This is a genomic window from Streptomyces roseochromogenus subsp. oscitans DS 12.976 (assembly GCF_000497445.1).
GTDB classification, from domain to species: Bacteria; Actinomycetota; Actinomycetes; order Streptomycetales; family Streptomycetaceae; genus Streptomyces; species Streptomyces oscitans.
Genome location: NZ_CM002285.1, coordinates 9,442,221 through 9,460,737, shown reverse-complemented (window position 1 = coordinate 9,460,737; position 18,517 = coordinate 9,442,221). Strand labels below are relative to the sequence as shown.

General features: G+C 67.7%; 16 protein-coding genes and 2 pseudogenes. 7 read left to right on the top strand and 11 right to left on the bottom strand.

The window, feature by feature from the left end; translation table 11 throughout:
• The 6 genes from M878_RS90540 to M878_RS98045 all read right to left on the bottom strand — a co-directional run.
• Nucleotides 1-1,328 (bottom strand): IS30 family transposase (locus tag M878_RS90540; RefSeq protein WP_023553714.1); only part of this gene is annotated, 1,328 nt, incomplete at its 3' end.
• A gap of 412 nt (nucleotides 1,329-1,740) precedes the next feature.
• Nucleotides 1,741-2,280 (bottom strand): DUF7779 domain-containing protein, encoded by a 540-nt coding sequence (locus M878_RS000000102160; protein WP_483414727.1) that lies wholly within the window; start codon nucleotides 2,278-2,280, stop codon nucleotides 1,741-1,743.
• A gap of 167 nt (nucleotides 2,281-2,447) precedes the next feature.
• Nucleotides 2,448-3,095 (bottom strand): NB-ARC domain-containing protein, encoded by a 648-nt coding sequence (locus M878_RS000000100840; RefSeq protein WP_023553712.1) that lies wholly within the window; start codon nucleotides 3,093-3,095, stop codon nucleotides 2,448-2,450.
• A gap of 146 nt (nucleotides 3,096-3,241) precedes the next feature.
• Entirely contained in the window at nucleotides 3,242-3,715 is a 474-nt protein-coding gene (locus tag M878_RS90530; RefSeq protein ID WP_023553711.1) for a hypothetical protein, read from the bottom strand.
• Between the two features lie 75 nt (nucleotides 3,716-3,790).
• Nucleotides 3,791-4,681, bottom strand: a complete 891-nt coding sequence (locus tag M878_RS90525) for a Tn3 family transposase (RefSeq protein WP_023553710.1) — start codon at nucleotides 4,679-4,681, stop codon at nucleotides 3,791-3,793.
• Between the two features lie 398 nt (nucleotides 4,682-5,079).
• A complete protein-coding gene (locus M878_RS98045) occupies nucleotides 5,080-5,250 on the bottom strand; it encodes a hypothetical protein (protein WP_023553709.1) in 171 nt (56 codons plus the stop codon).
• Nucleotides 5,251-5,465: 215 nt separating this feature from the next.
• Between M878_RS98045 and M878_RS90520 the strand changes: the two genes are divergently transcribed.
• The gene (locus tag M878_RS90520; RefSeq protein ID WP_158692876.1) at nucleotides 5,466-8,549 is read left to right on the top strand and encodes a tetratricopeptide repeat protein; all 3,084 of its coding nucleotides are present in this window, start codon (nucleotides 5,466-5,468) and stop codon (nucleotides 8,547-8,549) included.
• A 121-nt stretch (nucleotides 8,550-8,670) separates the two neighbouring features.
• Here M878_RS90520 and M878_RS90515 read toward each other — a convergent pair.
• Nucleotides 8,671-9,766 (bottom strand): annotated as a pseudogene (locus tag M878_RS90515) (integrase core domain-containing protein).
• Between the two features lie 306 nt (nucleotides 9,767-10,072).
• Between M878_RS90515 and M878_RS90510 the strand changes: the two are divergent.
• Together M878_RS90510 and M878_RS90505 are read left to right on the top strand one after the other, a co-directional pair.
• The gene (locus M878_RS90510) at nucleotides 10,073-11,404 is read left to right on the top strand and encodes a GDSL-type esterase/lipase family protein (protein ID WP_078630539.1); all 1,332 of its coding nucleotides are present in this window, start codon (nucleotides 10,073-10,075) and stop codon (nucleotides 11,402-11,404) included.
• Between the two features lie 617 nt (nucleotides 11,405-12,021).
• A pseudogene (locus M878_RS90505) lies at nucleotides 12,022-12,562 on the top strand (response regulator transcription factor).
• 261 nt (nucleotides 12,563-12,823) lie between these two features.
• On the opposite strand, the gene M878_RS98040 reads toward M878_RS90505, so the two are convergent.
• Complete coding sequence (locus tag M878_RS98040) at nucleotides 12,824-13,072, bottom strand: hypothetical protein (protein WP_158692875.1); 249 nt, start codon at nucleotides 13,070-13,072, stop codon at nucleotides 12,824-12,826.
• Nucleotides 13,073-13,356: 284 nt separating this feature from the next.
• On the opposite strand from M878_RS98040, the gene M878_RS95655 reads away from it, so the two are divergent.
• From M878_RS95655 to M878_RS000000102065, 3 genes are all read left to right on the top strand, one after another.
• Entirely contained in the window at nucleotides 13,357-13,656 is a 300-nt protein-coding gene (locus M878_RS95655) for a helix-turn-helix domain-containing protein (protein ID WP_078630538.1), read from the top strand.
• 309 nt (nucleotides 13,657-13,965) lie between these two features.
• Entirely contained in the window at nucleotides 13,966-14,040 is a 75-nt protein-coding gene (locus M878_RS000000101605; RefSeq protein WP_342452763.1) for a hypothetical protein, read from the top strand.
• A gap of 42 nt (nucleotides 14,041-14,082) precedes the next feature.
• A complete protein-coding gene (locus tag M878_RS000000102065) occupies nucleotides 14,083-14,670 on the top strand; it encodes a transposase (protein ID WP_245238337.1) in 588 nt (195 codons plus the stop codon).
• Here M878_RS000000102065 and M878_RS90495 read toward each other — a convergent pair.
• A complete protein-coding gene (locus M878_RS90495) occupies nucleotides 14,652-15,173 on the bottom strand; it encodes an SMI1/KNR4 family protein (protein ID WP_245238336.1) in 522 nt (173 codons plus the stop codon). The genes M878_RS000000102065 and M878_RS90495 overlap by 19 nt on opposite strands.
• A 57-nt stretch (nucleotides 15,174-15,230) precedes the next feature.
• Complete coding sequence (locus tag M878_RS000000101590) at nucleotides 15,231-15,461, bottom strand: hypothetical protein (protein WP_342452743.1); 231 nt, start codon at nucleotides 15,459-15,461, stop codon at nucleotides 15,231-15,233.
• A gap of 1,775 nt (nucleotides 15,462-17,236) precedes the next feature.
• Between M878_RS000000101590 and M878_RS90485 the strand changes: the two genes are divergently transcribed.
• Nucleotides 17,237-17,635 (top strand): hypothetical protein, encoded by a 399-nt coding sequence (locus tag M878_RS90485; RefSeq protein ID WP_023553698.1) that lies wholly within the window; start codon nucleotides 17,237-17,239, stop codon nucleotides 17,633-17,635.
• A 357-nt stretch (nucleotides 17,636-17,992) separates the two neighbouring features.
• Here M878_RS90485 and M878_RS90480 read toward each other — a convergent pair whose 3' ends face one another.
• Nucleotides 17,993-18,397, bottom strand: coding sequence for a hypothetical protein (locus M878_RS90480; RefSeq protein WP_158692874.1), 405 nt, complete (start codon nucleotides 18,395-18,397; stop codon nucleotides 17,993-17,995).
• Nucleotides 18,398-18,517 lie beyond the last annotated feature (120 nt).

Below are 18,517 nucleotides of genomic sequence, written 5' to 3'. Positions count from 1 at the left end.
GGGGTCCTCCAAAGTGTCTTGCGGGGTCTGGTGTTCAGCGCGTGAGCAACGGCTTCAATTTCTTCGGCGGACCAGCGCGAGAGGTCCGTGCCCTTCGGGAAGTACTGGCGCAGGAGTCCGTTGGTGTTCTCGTTCGTGCCTCGCTGCCATGGGCTGTGCGGATCGGCGAAGAACACGGGGATACCGGTCTCGACCCTGAACTGCGTGTGCGCCGACATTTCCTTGCCGCGGTCCCATGTCAGCGACCGCCTCAGCTGCTCGGGGAGCATCGACATCGTGTTGGCGAGTGCCCTCTTCATGGAGAACGCTCCGTAGCCGGCCAGTGCGGGGCCGTTCTTCGTTCGAGGGATCGTGCCGTATCCCTCTTCGCGGGGCAGGTGAACCAGCATGGTGAACCGGGTCGACCGCTCGACAACGGTGCCGATCGCGGAACGCTCCAGTCCGATGATCAAATCCCCTTCCCAGTGACCGGGGACAGCGCGGTCCTCGGCCTCGGCGGGCCTCTCGCTAATCAACGCTTCTGGCGTGACGTGCGCCCAGGTCTTCCGCCGTGAACGCGCCCGCGGCGCACGCAGAGCGCGGCCGGTTCGAAGACACAGGATGAGCTCGCGTTTCAGCGCCCCGCGGCCCTGAATGTAGAGGGCCTGGTAGATCGCCTCGTGACTGATGCGCATGGATTCATCATCCGGGAAATCAAGCTTGATCCGGTTCGCTATCTGCTCCGGACTCCATGCCTGAACCCACGCACGATCCTTGCGATGCGGCTTGTTCCGCCCCGTCCAGGAGCCTGTCACCGGTCCCGCGATCGGCATGCCCCCAGATGTGGTGATCTGGCCGGACAGCCTCTCCTGGACATAGGCGTGCAACCTCGGATTGGCGACCAACTTCGCTGTCTTCGGACGCCGGGCCGCCATATCGGCTTTCCACTGTGCCACCGACGCCCGGTAGTCGAGCTTCCCACTTCGTGTGGCGGCGTTGCGTCGCAGCTCGCGGGAGATCGTGCCGGGATTACGACCGACTTCTTGAGCGATCTCGCGCACGCCCTTGCCTTGGGCCCTGAGCAACGCGATCTCCTCTCGCTCGGAAAACGACAGGTACCTGCCCGAGGGCGGCTTCGAATCGAACGGTCGCATGCCGCCACACTGGCGGTACCAGCGCGTCGCGACCGCCGGCGCCACGCCGATGACGGTGGCGGCCTCCTCAGCGAGAAGGCCCTTGGCGATCTCCGCCCAGAACGCCGCCTCGACATGACGCTGATACTTCGGATGCCCCGGAGACCTCAGCTTCGGACGCAGCGCCCGGTCCGCTGCCTGCTGACGACGCACCATCCAACACCTCCATGCGTACGAGGTGTTGCGACGACCAGTTGAATCCGCCCAAGGGGCGGGACTGTCATAGGAGACCAGGCGCTCCAGTGCGGGCAGGGTGAGCCACCGCCCGGCCGCCCGGGCGGGTTCGTCAACAGGCGGGGGTAAGGCAGCGGTCGTGCCGTAGTAGTGGCGGCAGGCAGCCTGGAAGTCGGCGGTGAGGGTGTAATCGACCGTCTGCAGAGCCTGGTGCAGGGCGGCGGGCAGATGGGGGCGGTGGCAGCGGCCCCTACAGCGGTTCACCGGCCGCCGCGAGACCTACGCCGAGACCCACCTCGCGATCGCCGCCCTGGTCTCTGACCGCTCCGCCCGGCGGGCGACCCGCCGCAAGGCGAGCACAGAACTGGTGCTCGCCCGGCAGGCCGCCTGCTGATCACCCACCAGCCAACCCGCCAGGCCAGCACGCCCCGCACTCAATCGCTCCCAAGGTTGTAAGGCCAAGGTGGTGAAGTACAGGATGCGTCCTGTCCTTCTGGTACAGGGTGTCTTCGCTGTGGTGGGTGAGTGCGGCGGCGTTCATGCGCAGGGCTCGCGCCAAGGCGATGTCGCGCTCGTTTTCGGGCCAGACCGCGGTGAGGGCGTCAGCGGTGGCACTGCCCAGCTGATTGCGCTGTTGCGGGGTGAGGGCGTCGCGGGTTGTGCGCTGGATGAGTTGGTGGACGCGGACCTCTCCAGTGGTGAGGGCGTGGTCGATCAGACTTAGCCGGTACAGGGCCTGCAGCGCGCTGACTGCCTCGTCGGCCGTGGCCGCTACTGGCTTGCGGTGTCGCCGTGCTGTCCACCAGCGCGCCCTGCGCGCCGTTGCGAGGTGGGCTTGATTGCGGTGCTCAGTGAGGTACGCGAGTGCGGGCTGACTGGTGAGGACCGTAGCAGGGATACCGTTGGGGTCGAGGAAGGCTGCCAGCTGGAGCATGGGGCGGGCCAGGCCCGCAGGCCGGATCTGGTTGACACGTTCGATGGGCAGGGACCAAGTGGCGGCCACAGTGGCAGTCTGGTCGTCCGGCAGCGCGCCGGACTCCGGCAGCAAGTCGGCCAACTTCCTCAGCCGGTCGGCCAGCAGCTCTTGATAGGAGGCACAGGTCAGGTCCGCGTCGATGATGTAGGCGGCGGCCTGGGCCAAGGCAAGGGGCAGGTACCCCAGGTCCGCGGCGAGGCTGTTGATCTGGTCGGTTGGCTCTTGGCGGTCGTGCGTGGCGAGCACGGCGGTGAAGTAGGCGGCGGCGTCCTGGGGGGGGTGAACAAGCCCACGGTCACCAGGCGTCGGCCCGCTCCGGTCAGGGCGGCCTCGCGGCGGCGCGTGGTGACCAGGACACGGCCGTGCGGGCTGACGGGCGGCCACCAGCCGCGCATATCGGCCGGATCCGCGACGTCGTCCAGTACGACCAGCCACCGGCACGGCTTCTGGCCGGTTTTGGGCTCCAGCCAGGCCAGGAACGCCCGCGCCCCCTGCTCAGGGTCGCCGGGGTCGGCGGCAAGGACCTCTACGCCGGCCTGCGCGTAGCTGGCCGTGATCGCCGAGCGGCTGCTCGCGGTGATCCACACCAGCACGTCGACCCCGCCGCTGTCCCAGGCGGTGCGGGCGTAGTCGGCAGCCAGCTGGGTCTTGCCCAACCCGCCGATCCCGGTCAGTACCTGGCTGAGCACCGCGGTACCCCCGCTATCGACCGCCATCCGCAACTGGTCGACCTCGGCCCGGTACTGGAAGGACAAGGCGCGGGACGGGAGCACGCCGACCTGGTGCGGCCAGGCGGCCGGTGTGCGGGGCGTGGCGTGGTGGTGGACTTGCCCGGCGTAGCCGACGGCGATGCTGCCGTGGTCGGCGAAGATGCCGCCGATGTTGTGAGGCGGCGCGGCCGAGGCGGTACCGGGTGCGCTCAGTCCTGGTGCGGACCCGGCTGCGAAGGGTTTCCCAGCGTCACATTCCCCATGCTCACAGCGGCGGCGGACCCGTGGTCGGCCCGGACGTTCAGGTCCCCGCCAACGGCCAGCCCACTCTGGCCGGCCGACACGCTTCGTTGGGGGGTCTGTTGGGCCAGCAGGGTGCGCAGTTCATCCGCGACCCGGGCCCGCTCAATGTCCTCAAGCCTTTCCAGCAGGGCCTCGATCCGGCCCTGCCACGCCGCCTCCTGACGGATACGCACCCGCTCCACCTCGGTCGGCCGCGCCGCCTCCAGCTCGGCCGCGGTCTGATCGAGACGCTCCAGCTCGGCGTGCTCGTGCTGCGGATTCCCCCGGCTGAACCAATGGGCTACCTGCTGGCGTACCCCTGTCCATGCGTCTGTGCCTGCGGCCTGCACCACCGCAGTGCCTCCCGCCGCGGCCAGCGCAGTCATTGCCTCCGACAGCATCCTCGCCCTCCCGTGAGAGATCAGTCCGGAACTGGGGCAACGCACCTACACCGGTGCCTGCACCACGTCACTCCATCAGACACGCTCCGCCGTTGTCCCTGGTTCCGCCAGGAGAGCGGCCGTGGCACGGGGGCCGGGCACTCTACCTGGGGTGAGATTCAGTCGGGCTTCCATGTCGAGGTTCACCTCCCCGTACGGGCGCACATGGGACCAGAACAGCGGAGTCAAGCCGCGCCGGTCGGCGGGGGTGAGCAGGTCGGCCCACTCCGGCTCCCCCAGGACGTCCTGGAGCATCCGGGTGTTCACGTAGACCAGGGCGGACTGCAGGATGCGCAGGCACAGCACGAACATCTCCTGCTCGTCGCGCCGGTTCGAGGCGATCTCTCCGCCCTTGCCGTAGGCGATCACGGAGTTGGCGCCGTTGGAGGACTCCATCACGTTCAGGCCCTCCTCGATCTCCCGCTGAAGGTCCCTCAGCCGCAGGTAGCGGACGCCGAAGATGGTCTTCTGGGCGCGGGCGACTTCCAGCATCGCCGCGTAGGTGGGGTGGGAGGCATTGCGGGTGAAACGGCGCAGGATCGCCTCGGTGGACGCGGTGCGGGTCCGGATCGCGGTCGCGTACTTGATCATCTGGTCGTACTGTTGGGCGATGAGTTCCCAGCGAATCGGGCGGGTCAGCGCCGCAGCGAGCCGCGGGTAGGCGTCCACCTCGCCGGCCACCGGCCGGTACAGCTTCACCTTGTTGATCCGCTTGATGCGGGGCAGCAGGTCGAAGTTCAGCAGCCTCGTGATGCCGAACCCGATTTCCGACTGGCCATGCGAATCGGTGTAGTTGGCCTCCACGTCCATGGTGGTGCCGTGCCGCATCGCGCCCTCGACCATCGCAGCGACCTCGGAAGCGGTGCAGTTGATCAGCTGGGAGTGGATGGCCAGGGACTTCTTCTCCACATGCCAGCAGATGAGCACCCCGCGGCCGGAAGAGCGCGGGTTCGCGGATTCTTGGACGTGAACGGGTCGGAACCCGCGTGTGGTTGGTGCATAGCGGCCCGTTCCCGGGTGGGTCTCGGGATTCCTGGGCGAATCGACAACCGGTTGGGCGACTGTGGGGCTTCGGTAGCGAAGCGGCGCGATCACCCGCAGAGAAGCGATCAGGGATCCGACCGGCGACGAGCCCTCAGTCGGCCTCCCATACATGCCCCGTGACCGACAACTTCGAGATAAGTCGGGCTCATTGGGGTGACCTGAGCCTGCACATGCTCAAGTCGACCTGGCAACCGTTGAGATCAGCCCGGTGAACCGCCGGATGTGTAGCCCGCATGTCCAGCGATCGGGGGGAGGGCCGGGCGACCCGGCCCTCCCCCCGATCACTTCAGCACCGACGGCAGTGTGGACAGCACGCCCCACGCGGCGCCCCCGCCGGCCAGCAGCGCGGTCGGCCATGTGCCGCTGGCGGCCAGGGTCAGACCGGCCGTCACCGCCGCGACGAGGAGCATCGCGATGAGAACGAGCGCGGCCTTGGTGTCGAAGAGCTGCATCGTGTTCCTCCGTTTCGCACGGCCGCGGCGTCCGCCGCGGCTGAGACGAATGTGACGCGTTGCAGACCGGCGGCGGCCGAACCCGAACGAGGTTGCACGGGTCTGCCGTCGCGGAGCGCTGACCTGGGCTGCGAATGATCCAGAGGATGTGGGTGCCCGATGGGAGCCGAACGATTCCGCACGCCCCGCGTGTGGCAGAGCTCTATGGTTCCCTCATGAGTGAGGGAACGGCTGCTGAGGGCAGCGCAGACGCTAAGGACAGCTTGTCGCTAATGCGCCGGTTCGCCGAGGAGCTTCGCGAACTTAAACGGCGTGCAGGGGCGCCGTCGTTGAGTGACATCAGAAAGCGGACCAATGCCCAGCCGTCCACCTCAACCATCAGTTCTCTGTTAGCGGGTCGCGGTGAGCGTGCCCCGCGATGGGATCTGGTGTCCGACGTCGTGACCGCGATAGTCGCCTACGCGCGCGAACGCGACCTGAAGTTGGACGCCCGCACGGCGGACACGAAGGAATGGCGGAAGCGTCACGAACTCCTGGTGCAGGCCATGGAGCGCGCAGCGGCCGCCCAGAGCGCCCGGCTGAGCACTCTGCTGGCGGAGTTCTCGGTTCTCCCGCCGAACCGGGTCCGGCAACCACCGTTCCCGACGCTGGGCGAACTGGCCAGCGACTGGGACGGCAGGCCCGAACCCGCTGGCGGTATGTACCTGCCGCGTCCCGATTTCGACGAGGAACTGCGCACGGCACTCGCCTCACAGACGGCGCCGTACCCGTTCCTGCTGGTGTACGGAGACGACGGCGCTGGCAAGTCCACGTCCGCCTGGAAGGCGGTCGACGAGGTCCTGCGCCCGGAGACGAAAGTGCTCGTGCCGCGCGACGGGAACGCTCTCGCTGCCCTCGCCGAAGCCGACGACCTGTCCTCGATCGCTGCGGCGCCAGCCCTAATCTGGGCGGACGGACTGAGCGCCGAGGATCTGGACAGCCTCACCCGAGAGACCGTGGACCGACTCGTCGATACGGCATTCATCGTGGCGACGGTCTCCGCCAACGACTGCGCGGCGATCCTCGACGCCCCTCGCGACCAGATGCCGGTCGCACGAGCCACACTGCGCAGCGCGTACCTGCTCCATTTGCCGTACGAGCCCGAGATCGTCGAGCAGGCGACGCTCAACTCATTTGGCGGTGTCGTGCCAACGGACGCGGACGAGATCGGCGACGCCGCTGTCGACGCAGACATGATGCTCCTCCGCCTAAATACTGCGCGTACGACCAATCCCGCCGGCATGGCGCTGGTACGCGCCGCCGTTGACTGCCGCCGGGCCGGGCTGGTGCGCCCCGTCTCCGACAGAGAACTCCGGCGGCTCTTCCAGCACTACCTGGCTGAGATCAGGAACATCCCGGCGACAGACGAGCTCTTCGAAGCAGGCATTGCTTGGGCGCAGGGGACCGGTTCAGCGAACGACGCGCTGCTCACCGTCCACCCAGCGCAGCGACACCGCGCCGAACGACTGTGGAGCGTGGCACGAATTCTGGTGGACGGCGCCGAACCGAATCGGGCGATCCCCGACGTCCTGTGGGCGGAACTGATCGACTTCGCGACCCCCGAGGAGTGCGCCCACATCGGGATGAAGGCGGGGAATCTGCGGCGGATGGCTTACGCCGCAGAGGCCCACACCAAGGCGGCGTCCGCGCCCCGCTTCGAGCCGCGGGCTCGTCTGCTCGCCGCCGCCGCGTACACCGAACTCGGGAACCGCCGAGCGTCGCGTGAGTCATACGAGGCGGCATATCAAGCAGCTGTCCGCGACGGGCTGTCCGACGAAGCATGCTGCGCGGCCTATCTGCTGGGCAACTTCGCCAACGCCGACGGCGACACCGATGCTGCGATCGGATGGTGGACCGAAGCTGCGGAACATGACCAGCGCTGGTCCCTTGACGCTCACCTGGCTCTGGGCACCCACTACGCGTTGTCCGGCGAGGCAGATAAAGCGATCGACATGCTCGACCGCAACTTCTCCGGCGCCAAGCCTGCGGTCCGGCGGCGGGCCGCGATGCTGCTGGTCGCGCTGCAGCCGACGCCGGAGGGATTGGCCGAACTGGCCGCCGACCGGGACGGGAGCGTCGACGAGCCCGACGAGGAGCGACTGCTCAGGCGCACGTTGATCGACCATGTGGCCCGACGCCTCCGGAACTCCGAGGCGACCGCAGGCACCGAGGCGGCAGCCGTCAACCGTGCGGAGGCTCTGTTCGAGCAGGGCGTCACTGCACTCCTGTTCGGGACGAAAGAGGGCGCCGCCGCAGCCTTCGAACGGTGCGTCGAATGTGGTGACGCTCAGCACTCGGTGGACGCCGCCTTCGAGTTGGCGCAGCTTCGGCAGGAGGAAGGCGACACGGCCGGAGCCGAACGCGCGTGGGCGGTGGTACTGGGCCTCGGCCAACCCGGGATGGCGGCGCGGGCGCAGTTCAATATAGGCCTGCTTCGCATGGAGGCCGGGGACGAGGTCGGCGCGATCGAGATGCTCGAGAGCGTGCTGGCGACCGGCGACGCACCACGCCGGGCCCACGCCGCACTCCTCTTGGCCCAGATCCGCGAGTCCCAGGGAGCGGACGCGCTCCTCGTCGACGGCCTCTATCGGCTGGCGATCGACGCCGACGACCCGGAGTGGTTGCCGGTGGCCCTGACCCAGCTAGGCCTGCGGAAATACGGACGGGACGGTGCCACCGACGAAGCCGTGTCGCTGCTGCGCAGGGCCAGCACATCAGGACACTCCGAAGCGGGGGCCAAAGCAGCGTGGATCCTGGGACGCCTGCTGGAGGATCGCGAGGACTTCAATGGCGCGATCCAGGCGTACCAGGCGGCCATCGCCGCCAGGCATCCCGATTTCACCCCAGCCGCTCACTCATCGCTGGGCCAGCTCTACGGGATTCTGAACCAGACAGGTTTGGCAATGCGGCACCTGGAGATCGCCTACAACTCCACGCATCCCGAGTACCGGTTGGAGGCGGCTTTCCATCTGGGACTCCTCCACTACTGGTTCGGCCGCTTCCGAAACGCCGCAGCCGTGTTCCGCGAGGTGGTGAGCGGCCAGCACCCCAGTCTGTGGCCACACGCGAGCGTGCTCCTGGGCCGGATGTGCAAGGAACTCGGCGATGTCCGGGGTGCCGCCGAGGCCTGGCAGACGGTGGCTTCGTCCGGGATCAGACCGGCTGCGAGTGAAGCGATAGCCGAACTCCGTGAGCTGGGTGAGGCACTCGCAAAACACAAGGACTTATCCAGCAATGGTCTCGATGAAGATGACGATTAGGGCATTTTGCCATGAATCATGTGTGCGGCTGACACCGGCCTCCTTTCCCGACAGCCGGGGAGAGGAAGCCGGTGTAACGGTCCTGGAACCCTGCTCTTGCCGGAAACCTCGTCCGCCGAGGTCACGCGGCATGTTCGTACTCGTGGAGGATGCCGCCCAGGCGTTCACGCTTCCGTACGTTGAGGCGGGTGATCTGCTCTGGATCGGTGATCGCCCCGGGCAAGGGGTGCAGCGGTCGGGCGTTCGCGATGCCCTGATGCGGCCTATGGGTGTTGTAGAACTGCTCGAACTCGCGCAGGGCGTGGCAGAGGTGGCGCTGGTTCCAGATCAACGTGCGGTCCAGCAGCTCGTGCCGGCAGGTCTGCACCCACCTCTCCGTGATCGAGTTCATTCGCGGCACGCGGATGCCGCTGAGTACAACCTCGATCCCCGCGTCTTTCAGGAGGGCATCGAACAGCTGGGGGAACTTGCCGTCCCGGTCCCGGATCAGGAACCTTGCCCGGCAGCCCGCGTCCTCCAGGTCCATGACGAGATTCCTCGCGGCCTGGACCACCCAGGCCGCCGATTGGTGCGCGGTAGCGCCCAGGATCCGGATCCTGCGGTTGGCGTGCTCGATCACCGCGAAAACATACAGGCGCGCCCCGGTCAGGGTGACCGTCTCGAAGAAGTCGCACGCCAGCAGCGCGTCGGCCTGGGAGCGCAGGAAGTCCGCCCAGGTGGTGGCACACCGTTCGGGCGCCGGGTCGATGCCGGCCTCCTTCAAGATCTCCCACACGGTAGAGGCAGCGACCTCGATCCCAGGACGAGCAACTCGCCGTGGATTCGCCTGTATCCCCAGGCGGGGTTCTCCTTCGCCAGGCGCAGTACCAGCGCCCGGATCGAGTGCACGGTGCGCGGCCGCCCTCCGCGCTTGGGCCGGGACCGGGCGGCGTGCCGGCTGGCGATGAGGTCACGGTGCCACCGCAGCACCGTGCCCGGCCGCACCGGCAGCCGCATCCGGCGCAGCGCTTCCCGGGGCAGGTTGTGGAGCAGCGCCGCCAGGAACGCCCGGTCGGCCGCGTCGAACCGAACCCGCTGCCCGTCCAGCTGCCGCTGCAGAACCTCGATCTGATGGCGCAGGGCCAGGATCTCGACATCTTTCCCGCGGGCGCTCACCGGCAGCAGCCGCAGCATCGCGAACGCGTTCGTCACGCCAGGTACGTCAGTCTCAGCAGCACGAGGGGTCATCATGCCGCGACCACCGCCGATCACGCGAGAGCGCCGACTCAGCCACCCGCGACTGCCACCGAAACCCGCTCCCACCTGCGTGGATGAGGTAATCGGCAAGGGCAGGAGTACCACCGACGGACGGAACCGAAGACACGGCCTACCGCCCCATCCACCGCACCGCCTGTCCAGATCAACGATCCGGCTCGGCGGCCGGCGCAGAGAAAGTTTCAGTGTACCGTTAACCGGTTGGCGCTCCCCACACGGGGATTGCCAATATAGTTAGAAAATTTGCTCTCTTAGAATCTCTTAGTGGTATGCATACGAAGAACCTCGGTAACTGCACTCGAAACTGGGGCGCGCTGTTGGCCAGCGTGGCCGTCTCATCCCTCTGTCTTGCTCCTCCGGCGCATGCCACCAGCGGTGGTGTGCGCGCCCAAGATGCTGCTGGTTCCTTAGCTGTTTCGCTCGGCGACTCCTACATCGCGGGGGAGGGGGTCCGATGGTTCGGAAACTCCCTCAGCGAAGACGGGGGTGACACGGTAACGAACAGGGAGAACAGGCTGTCCCTCCCCGGCTGGATGGAGCGGAACCCTGATCTCTACAGCGGGAAGTCACGGGACGAGATATTCCCCGACGGCACATACAACTCAAAGGAGTCGGGCAAGACGGCTGAACCCGGATGCCACAGGTCGGATGCGGCAGAGATCCACACCGCCGGCATCGGACATGCGGGGCGGACTCGGAACCTTGCCTGCTCCGGGGCGACAACCGACGACATCCTCACCAACGAGTACAGGGGTGAGAAGCCGCAGATCCAGCAGCTCGATTCGCTGCTGAGATCGGCTGACGTCGACACCGTGGTCGTCTCCATCGGGGGCAACGACCTGGATCTCTCCGGACTCGTAGAGGACTGCGCCAAGAAGTACTTCTCGGCGGGTGTGATCGGCGGGACGTGCGACGGGGCGAACCCCCTGGCGAAACCTGACGCCCCAGAATATACGTCTCTCCAAGAGAAGGTCGGAAAAGTCCTCACCAAGGTGAGGGAAACCTTCAAGGACAGGGGCAAAACCCAGCCACGCATCATCCTTCAGGGGTATCCGCGTCCGATCGCGAAGAAAGAGGACCTCCGCCCGATCCCGTCCGTCTCAAGCCGCTACCAGAACCTGGGGTATCCCTTCAAAGACGAGAGCGTCGACCTCCTCCAACAGGTCAGCAAGCACCTGAACAACGCTCTCCGCAAAGCCGCCTCCCTGGCCTCAGTCAATTACCTCGACACGACCGAGGCGTTCCAAGGCCACGAACTGGGCCACAAGAACAGTGTTCTCCAGGTGAAGGACGGAGAAACCTCCGACGGCCGAGCGAAGGGCAAGTACGGCCCCGAAAGCCTGGAATGGACACGCTGGGTGGACAATCTCGGCGTCATCGGGGACGAGCAGAGGAAACGGGAGTCTCTCCACCCCAACTACCTCGGGACCCAATCCGAAGCCGCCTGCCTGACAAGCTTCATCAAACAGATGACAAAGACGGGTGCCCACTACACCGGGACGTGCCACATCGGGAAAGCCGACGGAGCTAAGCAGGCCGGCCCCGACCAGACCGTCGCCGCAGTGACGGAAGAAACACCCCGCACAGGGATCCACCGGTAGCCCGCTGAACTCGCCGGCACTGCGCGCTGACGGCAAAGCGGGCTGGCCGTAGGACAGTGGCAGGAGTCAACTGCCTTGCTGATGCGGACGCTTGCGATCACCACTGTGAGCGATGGCGGCCACGGACCAACAGCAGGAAAATCTTCAGCACGCGGTTCGGACGACCGCCCGCGCGCTCCGGCCCCCACCATTCCTCCGGGGACCCAGGACGCGCACGAGAGCAGGGCGTGCCGGGGTGTCCCAGCACCCCGGCACGCCGTCAGGAGCCGCCTGTACGGCTCCCCTGGTCCGCCCGCCCCGTGTCCCGCGCGGGGCACGGCGACCGGTCATGGGTGCCGGCCACCGCGGCGGTGGCCGATCTGGCTGCCGGCTGTGACCGACCGAGACAGGCCCGATCGGTCACAGCACAGCTCAGGGCCGGTCACGGGCATCCGGTCACCCGCAAGGACTCCGCCATCAGCCGCACACGCCGGGGCGACAACGCCCCGCCGCCGTACGGTGCCGCGAGTGCCCACGCGCCGAAACAGACGCTCGTCGCAGATTTACACTTCCCCCAGCCGGATCCGACATCCTTGATCATCTCCGACCAACGACATCAGACCGAAAGGCAGGGGCGAGTGATCCGGGTACTTCTGGTGCACGACGCGTGTCTGGTGCGATCGGTCCTGGCGCAGTGGCTGCGCCAGGAGCCGGGCTTCGACGTGCACGACACACCCTGGCATGGCGCTGCTGCACGGGCCCGGTCCTTATCCCCCGACGTGTGCGCCGCAGACCTCGCCCGCGCTGGTGGTGCTGGCGCAGGCCGACCGGTCCGGCCAGCTCAAACGGGCCGCCGAAGCGGGAGCCCTCAGCTTCGTCGACAAAGCCGGCGCCCCGGACCGACTGGTACGGGCGATCCGCAGCGCCGCCGCGAGGGAACGTTTCATCGACGCCTCGCTCGGCCACGGTTTCCTCAAAGCAGCCCAGACGCCCCTGACCAGACGCGAACTGAGCGTCCTCTCACTCGCGGCCGACGGCGCGTCCCTCCCCGAGATCGCCGGCAGCCTGCACCTGTCCCACGGCACCGTCCGCAACTACATGGCCTCCATCACCCGCAAGACCAGCACCCGCAACCGGATCGACGCCATACGGATATCGCGGGACGAGGGCTGGGTATGACCAGCCCCCCGAGCAGGACCGGACCCATCGCTCCCCGCGCCTGACAGGAAGTCATCCACCGTGGGGCCCAGGACAGACGTAACCCGGGCGGCCACCACGAAGCCCCTGGTGGCCGCTGACGCAGAGCGGTCACCGGGGGCTTCTCCCCGCCGGGTTACGGCGCGGGGCCCGCCCGAGAAGACACGAGCGGACCGACAGGACTCACCTCACCCCACCGGGAGCCACGGCGTCCCAGCGCTGCCACCCCTTATGCCCGGCGTCTCAGCGACCCTGCTTCTTGCCGACGCCCTCGTCCCCGCCACGGTGCAGATGCCGGCCGTGATCCCCCTCAGCCTTCTCCCCCTCGTGCTTGCCGTGATCACCAACGACCACGTGACGGTGCGCCACCGGTACACCGTGGTGAGGGGCCGGCGCGGCACTGGCCGCACCCGCGGCCACCACAGCAGCCCCGGACAGCAGAGCAGCCGACGCGGTCACCGCCGCGACACGACGCGTCCATTCCTGAGACATGAGACTCCTTCCTCCTGGCCCCCACGGCGCATCCGCTGCCGAGGAAGCCGTTTTCCCGGTACGGAGCGGCATCCTCGCGCCACCGTCCCCGGAGGGCATGAGGAAACCACCCGATCCACACACGATCGGATGATCTACAGGCACGCCAGGAACCGCGCCGTACACGGCCGGGGTGAACGCGTGATGCCCGTCGACGCGAGCGGCCACCCGGGCCACAGCCGTCGCGGTAGCGGCGGACGCCGGGACAGCCGGACGCTCCGGGGCACGGCTGACACCATGTCCCCGTGAGGACAACACTGGCCACCTGGGACACCGACAAATTCCGCGCGGCATGCCGCGCACAGGGATGGACACTGCACCAGATATCGGTGCGATCCGGCATCCCGCACTCCGCGGTACGCAGTTACTCCCGAGGCGGCTCCAGCCCCTCACCCGCCCGCCTCGTCCAGCTCGCCCAAGCCCTCGACGTACCCACCACCGCCCTCGCCCCCCTCAGCCAGGCCCCCACACTGAACGAACTGAGAAGCCGTTGTCGTACCGATCTTGGTGAGCATCGGTTCGACTGTGGCGACTCGGTCGGGTGATCTTGTGGTGTCCCGTGCATGAAGGCAGGGCCCCTGGTGCAGCTCGGGTTTGTCGAAGACCATGAGCACGCCAGGAGGCCCTGATGCCGCAGTTGTACGCCCTCGCGCCGACTGGCTCCAACTCGGCTGCACGTGAGTGTGATTGCCTCGCTCATCGGTTCGGGAACGCCGGGGACCGGCCATACAGACGGCGGAGGTATCCGTCCGACATGAGCGACGCGGAGTGGGCGGTCGTGCGCGACGCGATGCCCGTGCCCGCCTGGCTGGAGGGCAGGGGCCGGTCAGCCGGAGGGCTATTGCCACCGGCAGATGGTGGACGCGGTGCGCTACCTGGTCGCCGGCGGCATCACCTGGCGGGCAATGCCCGCGGACTTTCCCGCATAGGAGCGCGTCTACGCGTTCTTCCGGCGCTGGAGGAACAAAGGCATGGTCGCCGAGTTCCACGACCGGCTGCGGGACCGAGTCGACGAGGCCGCCGGCCGGGATCCGGAGCCGACCGCGGGCATCATCGACGCGCAGTCGGTGAAGGGGGCAGCGTCGGTGCCGGCTGCGAGCCGGGGCTTTGACGGCGGGAAGAACGTCAACGGGCGCAAGCGGCACATCGTGGTGGACACCCTCGGCTTACTGCTGACCGTGCTGGTCACCGCCGCCTCGGTCACCGACCGCGAGGCAGGGCGGACACTGCTGACCCAACTGCATCAACGGCACTGGCGCATCACGCTGGTGTGGGCCGACGGCGGTTACACAGGACGCCTGGTCGACTTCGGCCCGCGACATCCTGAGCGTCGCGCTGACCGTAGTCAAACGCACCAGCAACACCATCGGGTTCACCGTGCTGCCCAAGAGGTGGCTGGTCGAAAGGACGTTTGCGTGGCTGATGCACTCACGCCGCCTCGCCCGCGACTACGAGGGCCGCACCGACAGCTCGGAAGCGATGATCCGCTGGTCGATGGCCATGGTCATGAGCCGCCGACTCGCCAAGCGACCATGCTGATTCAGGACAGGGGTTCGTAGAACGGGCGGTCAGGCGCGAAGTTGCGAGAACACACCGTCACGTCCTCACCCCTGAGATATGCCAGCAACCATTCACTGAACGTCATCTCATGAAGAGTCCAGGCCGGACTGTCAAGTTCCTGGACCAGGACGCGCCAAGGCGACGAGGGTCCATCTGGAACACGAAGGAAAACCCACTCTCCCGTCGTGGCCGACGCCACCGGCATCAACTCACCGGGGTTCGCCCCAGCCGGACTGGGCAGGAACTCCGCCATGTCCTCCTCCCGCCACATCTCAAGATTCCCCCTGATGGTCTCTCCCAGGCTGTGCAGGAGATGGCCGGCGGGGTGCTCCAGGTACAGCTGCCCGTTGATCTGGATCGAGCCGTAGGCGTTCACAATCTCACGGAAGTCCGCAGGGAACTCGATGCCGAGCTCCCGCTCCATTTCGACCCAAGGCGTCGAATCCGACCAGTTGAACCGGGGCTCACCCAACAGGGCTTTGACCTCCGAAAGCGTTGCCACCACCAAGCCCCTTTCCCCAGATTCCGGCGTCCCGGCCGGGACCCCCGCCCCGGTAGCCTACGAGCCACCGACCCGCCCGGCGACCGGGCTGAACGCCCCCGGGCGTTCCTCGGCCAGCCAGCCCCGCGCGACCAGGCGCTTCGCCTTCGACCGCACCCCCTCGACCTTCGCGGGAACCGCCTCCAGCCCGAGCGCCACGGCCAGTTGCCGACAGTCCATCGCCGCCCCGCCCGACCCACTCCCACCGGCCAGGACATCCACGAGTCGGCGGTAGTCCGGTGCCAGCACACCAGTATCGAGGCCGTCCCTCCACGCCGGCACGACCGAACCCGGCACAGCCGCACCGGCCGCTCGCCTGCCGCCACGACCGGCGGACGCTCATCACCTCCGCGTGCCTCAGCCAGGACCAGTCCGACCGTCTCCCGGGCGATCACGAACCGCTCCCACACGGCTTCCGCCTCGCACAGCTCGGCCTGAAGAGCTTCCATTCGCTGCCGAGCGGCACGCTCGCGCTCCTCCAACACCCCCATCACAGACGGCATCCCGACACCTCCACCGCAGAGACGACATGACACTTCGTCTCTGCCGCCGACGCCACAGCCCTATGCCTCACCAGCAGGAACACACCCGCCACTCCCGGAAAGACGGCTTCTGAGATGGCACGCAGGACTGACAGCCGCTCAGCTCGCCACAGCGGTCGGCTACAGCCTCTCCCAGACCTCCGCCGTGGCAGCCGGCACCAGGCCCATCACCAAGCCCGCCAGCTGGTCAATAGCGCTGCACACCACCCAACAGGCGCTGAAAGCAGCCTGGGAGGCCTCACGTGCACAGCAGACCGGGAACACCACACGATGAAGACAGCAGCGGTCACCACCGGCGGTGCGAACATGACCGTACCCGCCCAGTACAGGGCCAATACGAGGCTGCCGGCCACGTCATAGGGCCGCCTGCCCGTGCGAGAGCGACAACGATGACAACGAGGGCCGTATCCAACGCACTGACGTACTCGTATCCACCGACACGGCACCGTCAACACGTCATCTGGCAAAGACTGGCACAAGCGCAGAGTCAGCGCCTGACCGCCCTCGGGGGCACACCTCTGCCACCTGGGCAGAAAGCGCCCAGATCGTCTACCGCACCCTCGCCGCGCGCGGCCACCGAGCGGCCCATTCCAGGCCGAGAGCGGCCAGCTGTTGCAGTTGCTCCTGGCCCCTGCGCCGTGGGCCGGCGGTCTCAAGCGGTGCCCCGGACCTCGTTCCTCCGGGGCACCGCCATACCCACGGACAGACACGGGCACCAGCCACGCCGACCCGCCCGAAGAACCCTCGCACAGCGCCCCCGATCCGTACCGGGATCTGCCGCATCGCCGCCGGTCAAAGGCACCGTCCCCCGGAATGAAACGCACCCGCCCGCACGGAGGGACACAGCCACGGACACCGAAGCGGGAACCCGGAGGCCAGCGTGAGCGACTTCTTCAACAACGGCTTCGTGGAAGTCAGAGAGGACAACTGCGAGACGGACTTCCAGCCCGCAGACATCTGGCCGTCCGAGACCCACCGACCGGCAGGACGTACAAGCAATGCCTCACACTCACTGCGAGGGCGATGGTGCCCTCTGCGAGGGCGAAGGCATCCATGTCGTAGGAGAGTTGCACCTCTGCAGCCACTGCCGGCGCCTCCATGCCCCGAGCCTGATGGAAGGCCACGAGCGCCACCTCACGCCACCTCGGCCGCGGCGAGCGCTTCCCCGGCGTCACGGATACGAGGTCATCCTCGACAGGTCCGCCTGAGCGGGGCCCGCCCTTCGCCTCTTCGCGAGCCGGCGGCCTGAAGCGGTGCCCCCGGACATGATCGGCCGGGGCACCGCACTGTATCCCCGAGTTGGCGTGCCCGGCGTGCTGCCAGATGCTGGCGCCGTGGGAGCCGCCCGAGTGGCCGTCGCCGCCCGCCCCTGGCCGGAAGTGATCTTGATTCCGTCAAGGCCCATGGGACCCTTAATTGATCTTCGGTAGGTTGGCGCGTGCTGAGTTTTTTGTTCCCTCGTTTCCTTTTCAAGGAGTTATCGTGTCGCACCGCGCCCTGCGTATAGGCCTGGCCGCTCTGACGGTCATAGGCCTCACGGCCACCGCCGCACCCGCCGCCTCCGCCGACGCCTCCGAGGCGTCGAACGCCTGCCGCAAGGGCGAGTTCTGCCTCTTCAGCAGACCGCACCAGACCGGGCAGGTCCTCTACCGGCTCGACGCCAAGGTCACCAAGACCGGCTTCAACTTCCCCGAGGCCGACTCCCTCGACCCCGTGATCAAACCGCTCTCGGCGCACAACCCGATCCCCGACTCCTTCGGCTGCATCGTCCGCCTCAACGACCAGCCGCACTTCGCCGGCTCCGAGCAGGAGATCTCCGGCTCCGGCGACAAGGAACTGACCGGCGCGCCCGTCGCCTCGATCACACCCGACTGCGGCTGACCCAGGAGCCCGGGGCGCACACCGCACTCCCGCCGAGCGACAGCGACGGGCCAGGAGCGGTCGACCCCGGGCGCCCGGCGAAGCTGATCCAGGCCGGCCGGTCGCCCCCCCGTGACCGTGACCGACCCGTTCCCCGTGGCAACCCCCGTTGCTTCCCCCGTGGTGTCGCCGTTCTGTCATGGAGAGCCACAAGGCCGCGCCCTGATACACCCCCGACGGAAAAATCCGACGGAGGAAACGGAAGCGCGCCCTTTGACGTAGGCCCTGAACAGCTTCTCCTGCTCCTCCTTGAGCCAGACCGAACCACACGGGTTCCGGGCGGGATTGCGCCTCTTCGCCCCACCCGGGGTGAGAGGCTCAGTCGCCGAGTGAGAAGGCATACGAGGACGGCACCTTCACCTTGATGTCAGGAGCCCCGTAGACCAGCGCGATCTCCCGGTGCGCGGTCAGCTCGATCGCGGCCGGGTTCCCGCTGACGCGCTTGCCGTCCACGTAGGCCGCCAGGCGCTTTCCGCCGGCAGCCTTCAGCCCGCCCACCTGCCGGGCATTCAGCCGCACATCCCACTCGTTGAACAACTGCCCCAGCACGTACCGACGTTTGGCGGGGGCCTCGATGTGGATGACGCCGCTCGCGTCGTGCGTGTGCAGCTCCGACCACTTCCGCGCGGCCAGATCAACACCCAGATTCGCCGGGACCTGCACCGGCCTGCCGTCCACGATCACGTCCAGATGGGAGTGGAAGTGATACGCGGTCCCCTCCATCGCCAGCCCCGCCACCGGGCCCCACGGCAGCATCGGCGGGCGCCGGCCACGGCGGCAGCGCCGTCACACTGCCATAGGCCACCGGCCTCGGCAGCGCACCGGCCGCCTCGCCGCCGCCGT

Bases quoted from the DNA above. Each gene is read 5' to 3' on its own strand.
- M878_RS000000102160 (WP_483414727.1), bottom strand. From the start codon at position 2,280: ATGCTCCAGCTGGCAGCCTTCCTCGACCCCAACGGTATCCCTGCTACG.
- M878_RS90530 (WP_023553711.1), bottom strand. From the start codon at position 3,715: ATGCTGTCGGAGGCAATGACTGCGCTGGCCGCGGCGGGAGGCACTGCG.
- M878_RS98045 (WP_023553709.1), bottom strand. From the start codon at position 5,250: ATGCAGCTCTTCGACACCAAGGCCGCGCTCGTTCTCATCGCGATGCTC.
- M878_RS90520 (WP_158692876.1), top strand. From the start codon at position 5,466: ATGAGTGAGGGAACGGCTGCTGAGGGCAGCGCAGACGCTAAGGACAGC.
- M878_RS90510 (WP_078630539.1), top strand. From the start codon at position 10,073: ATGCATACGAAGAACCTCGGTAACTGCACTCGAAACTGGGGCGCGCTG.
- M878_RS98040 (WP_158692875.1), bottom strand. From the start codon at position 13,072: ATGTCTCAGGAATGGACGCGTCGTGTCGCGGCGGTGACCGCGTCGGCT.
- M878_RS000000102065 (WP_245238337.1), top strand. From the start codon at position 14,083: ATGGTCGCCGAGTTCCACGACCGGCTGCGGGACCGAGTCGACGAGGCC.
- M878_RS90480 (WP_158692874.1), bottom strand. From the start codon at position 18,397: ATGGAGGGGACCGCGTATCACTTCCACTCCCATCTGGACGTGATCGTG.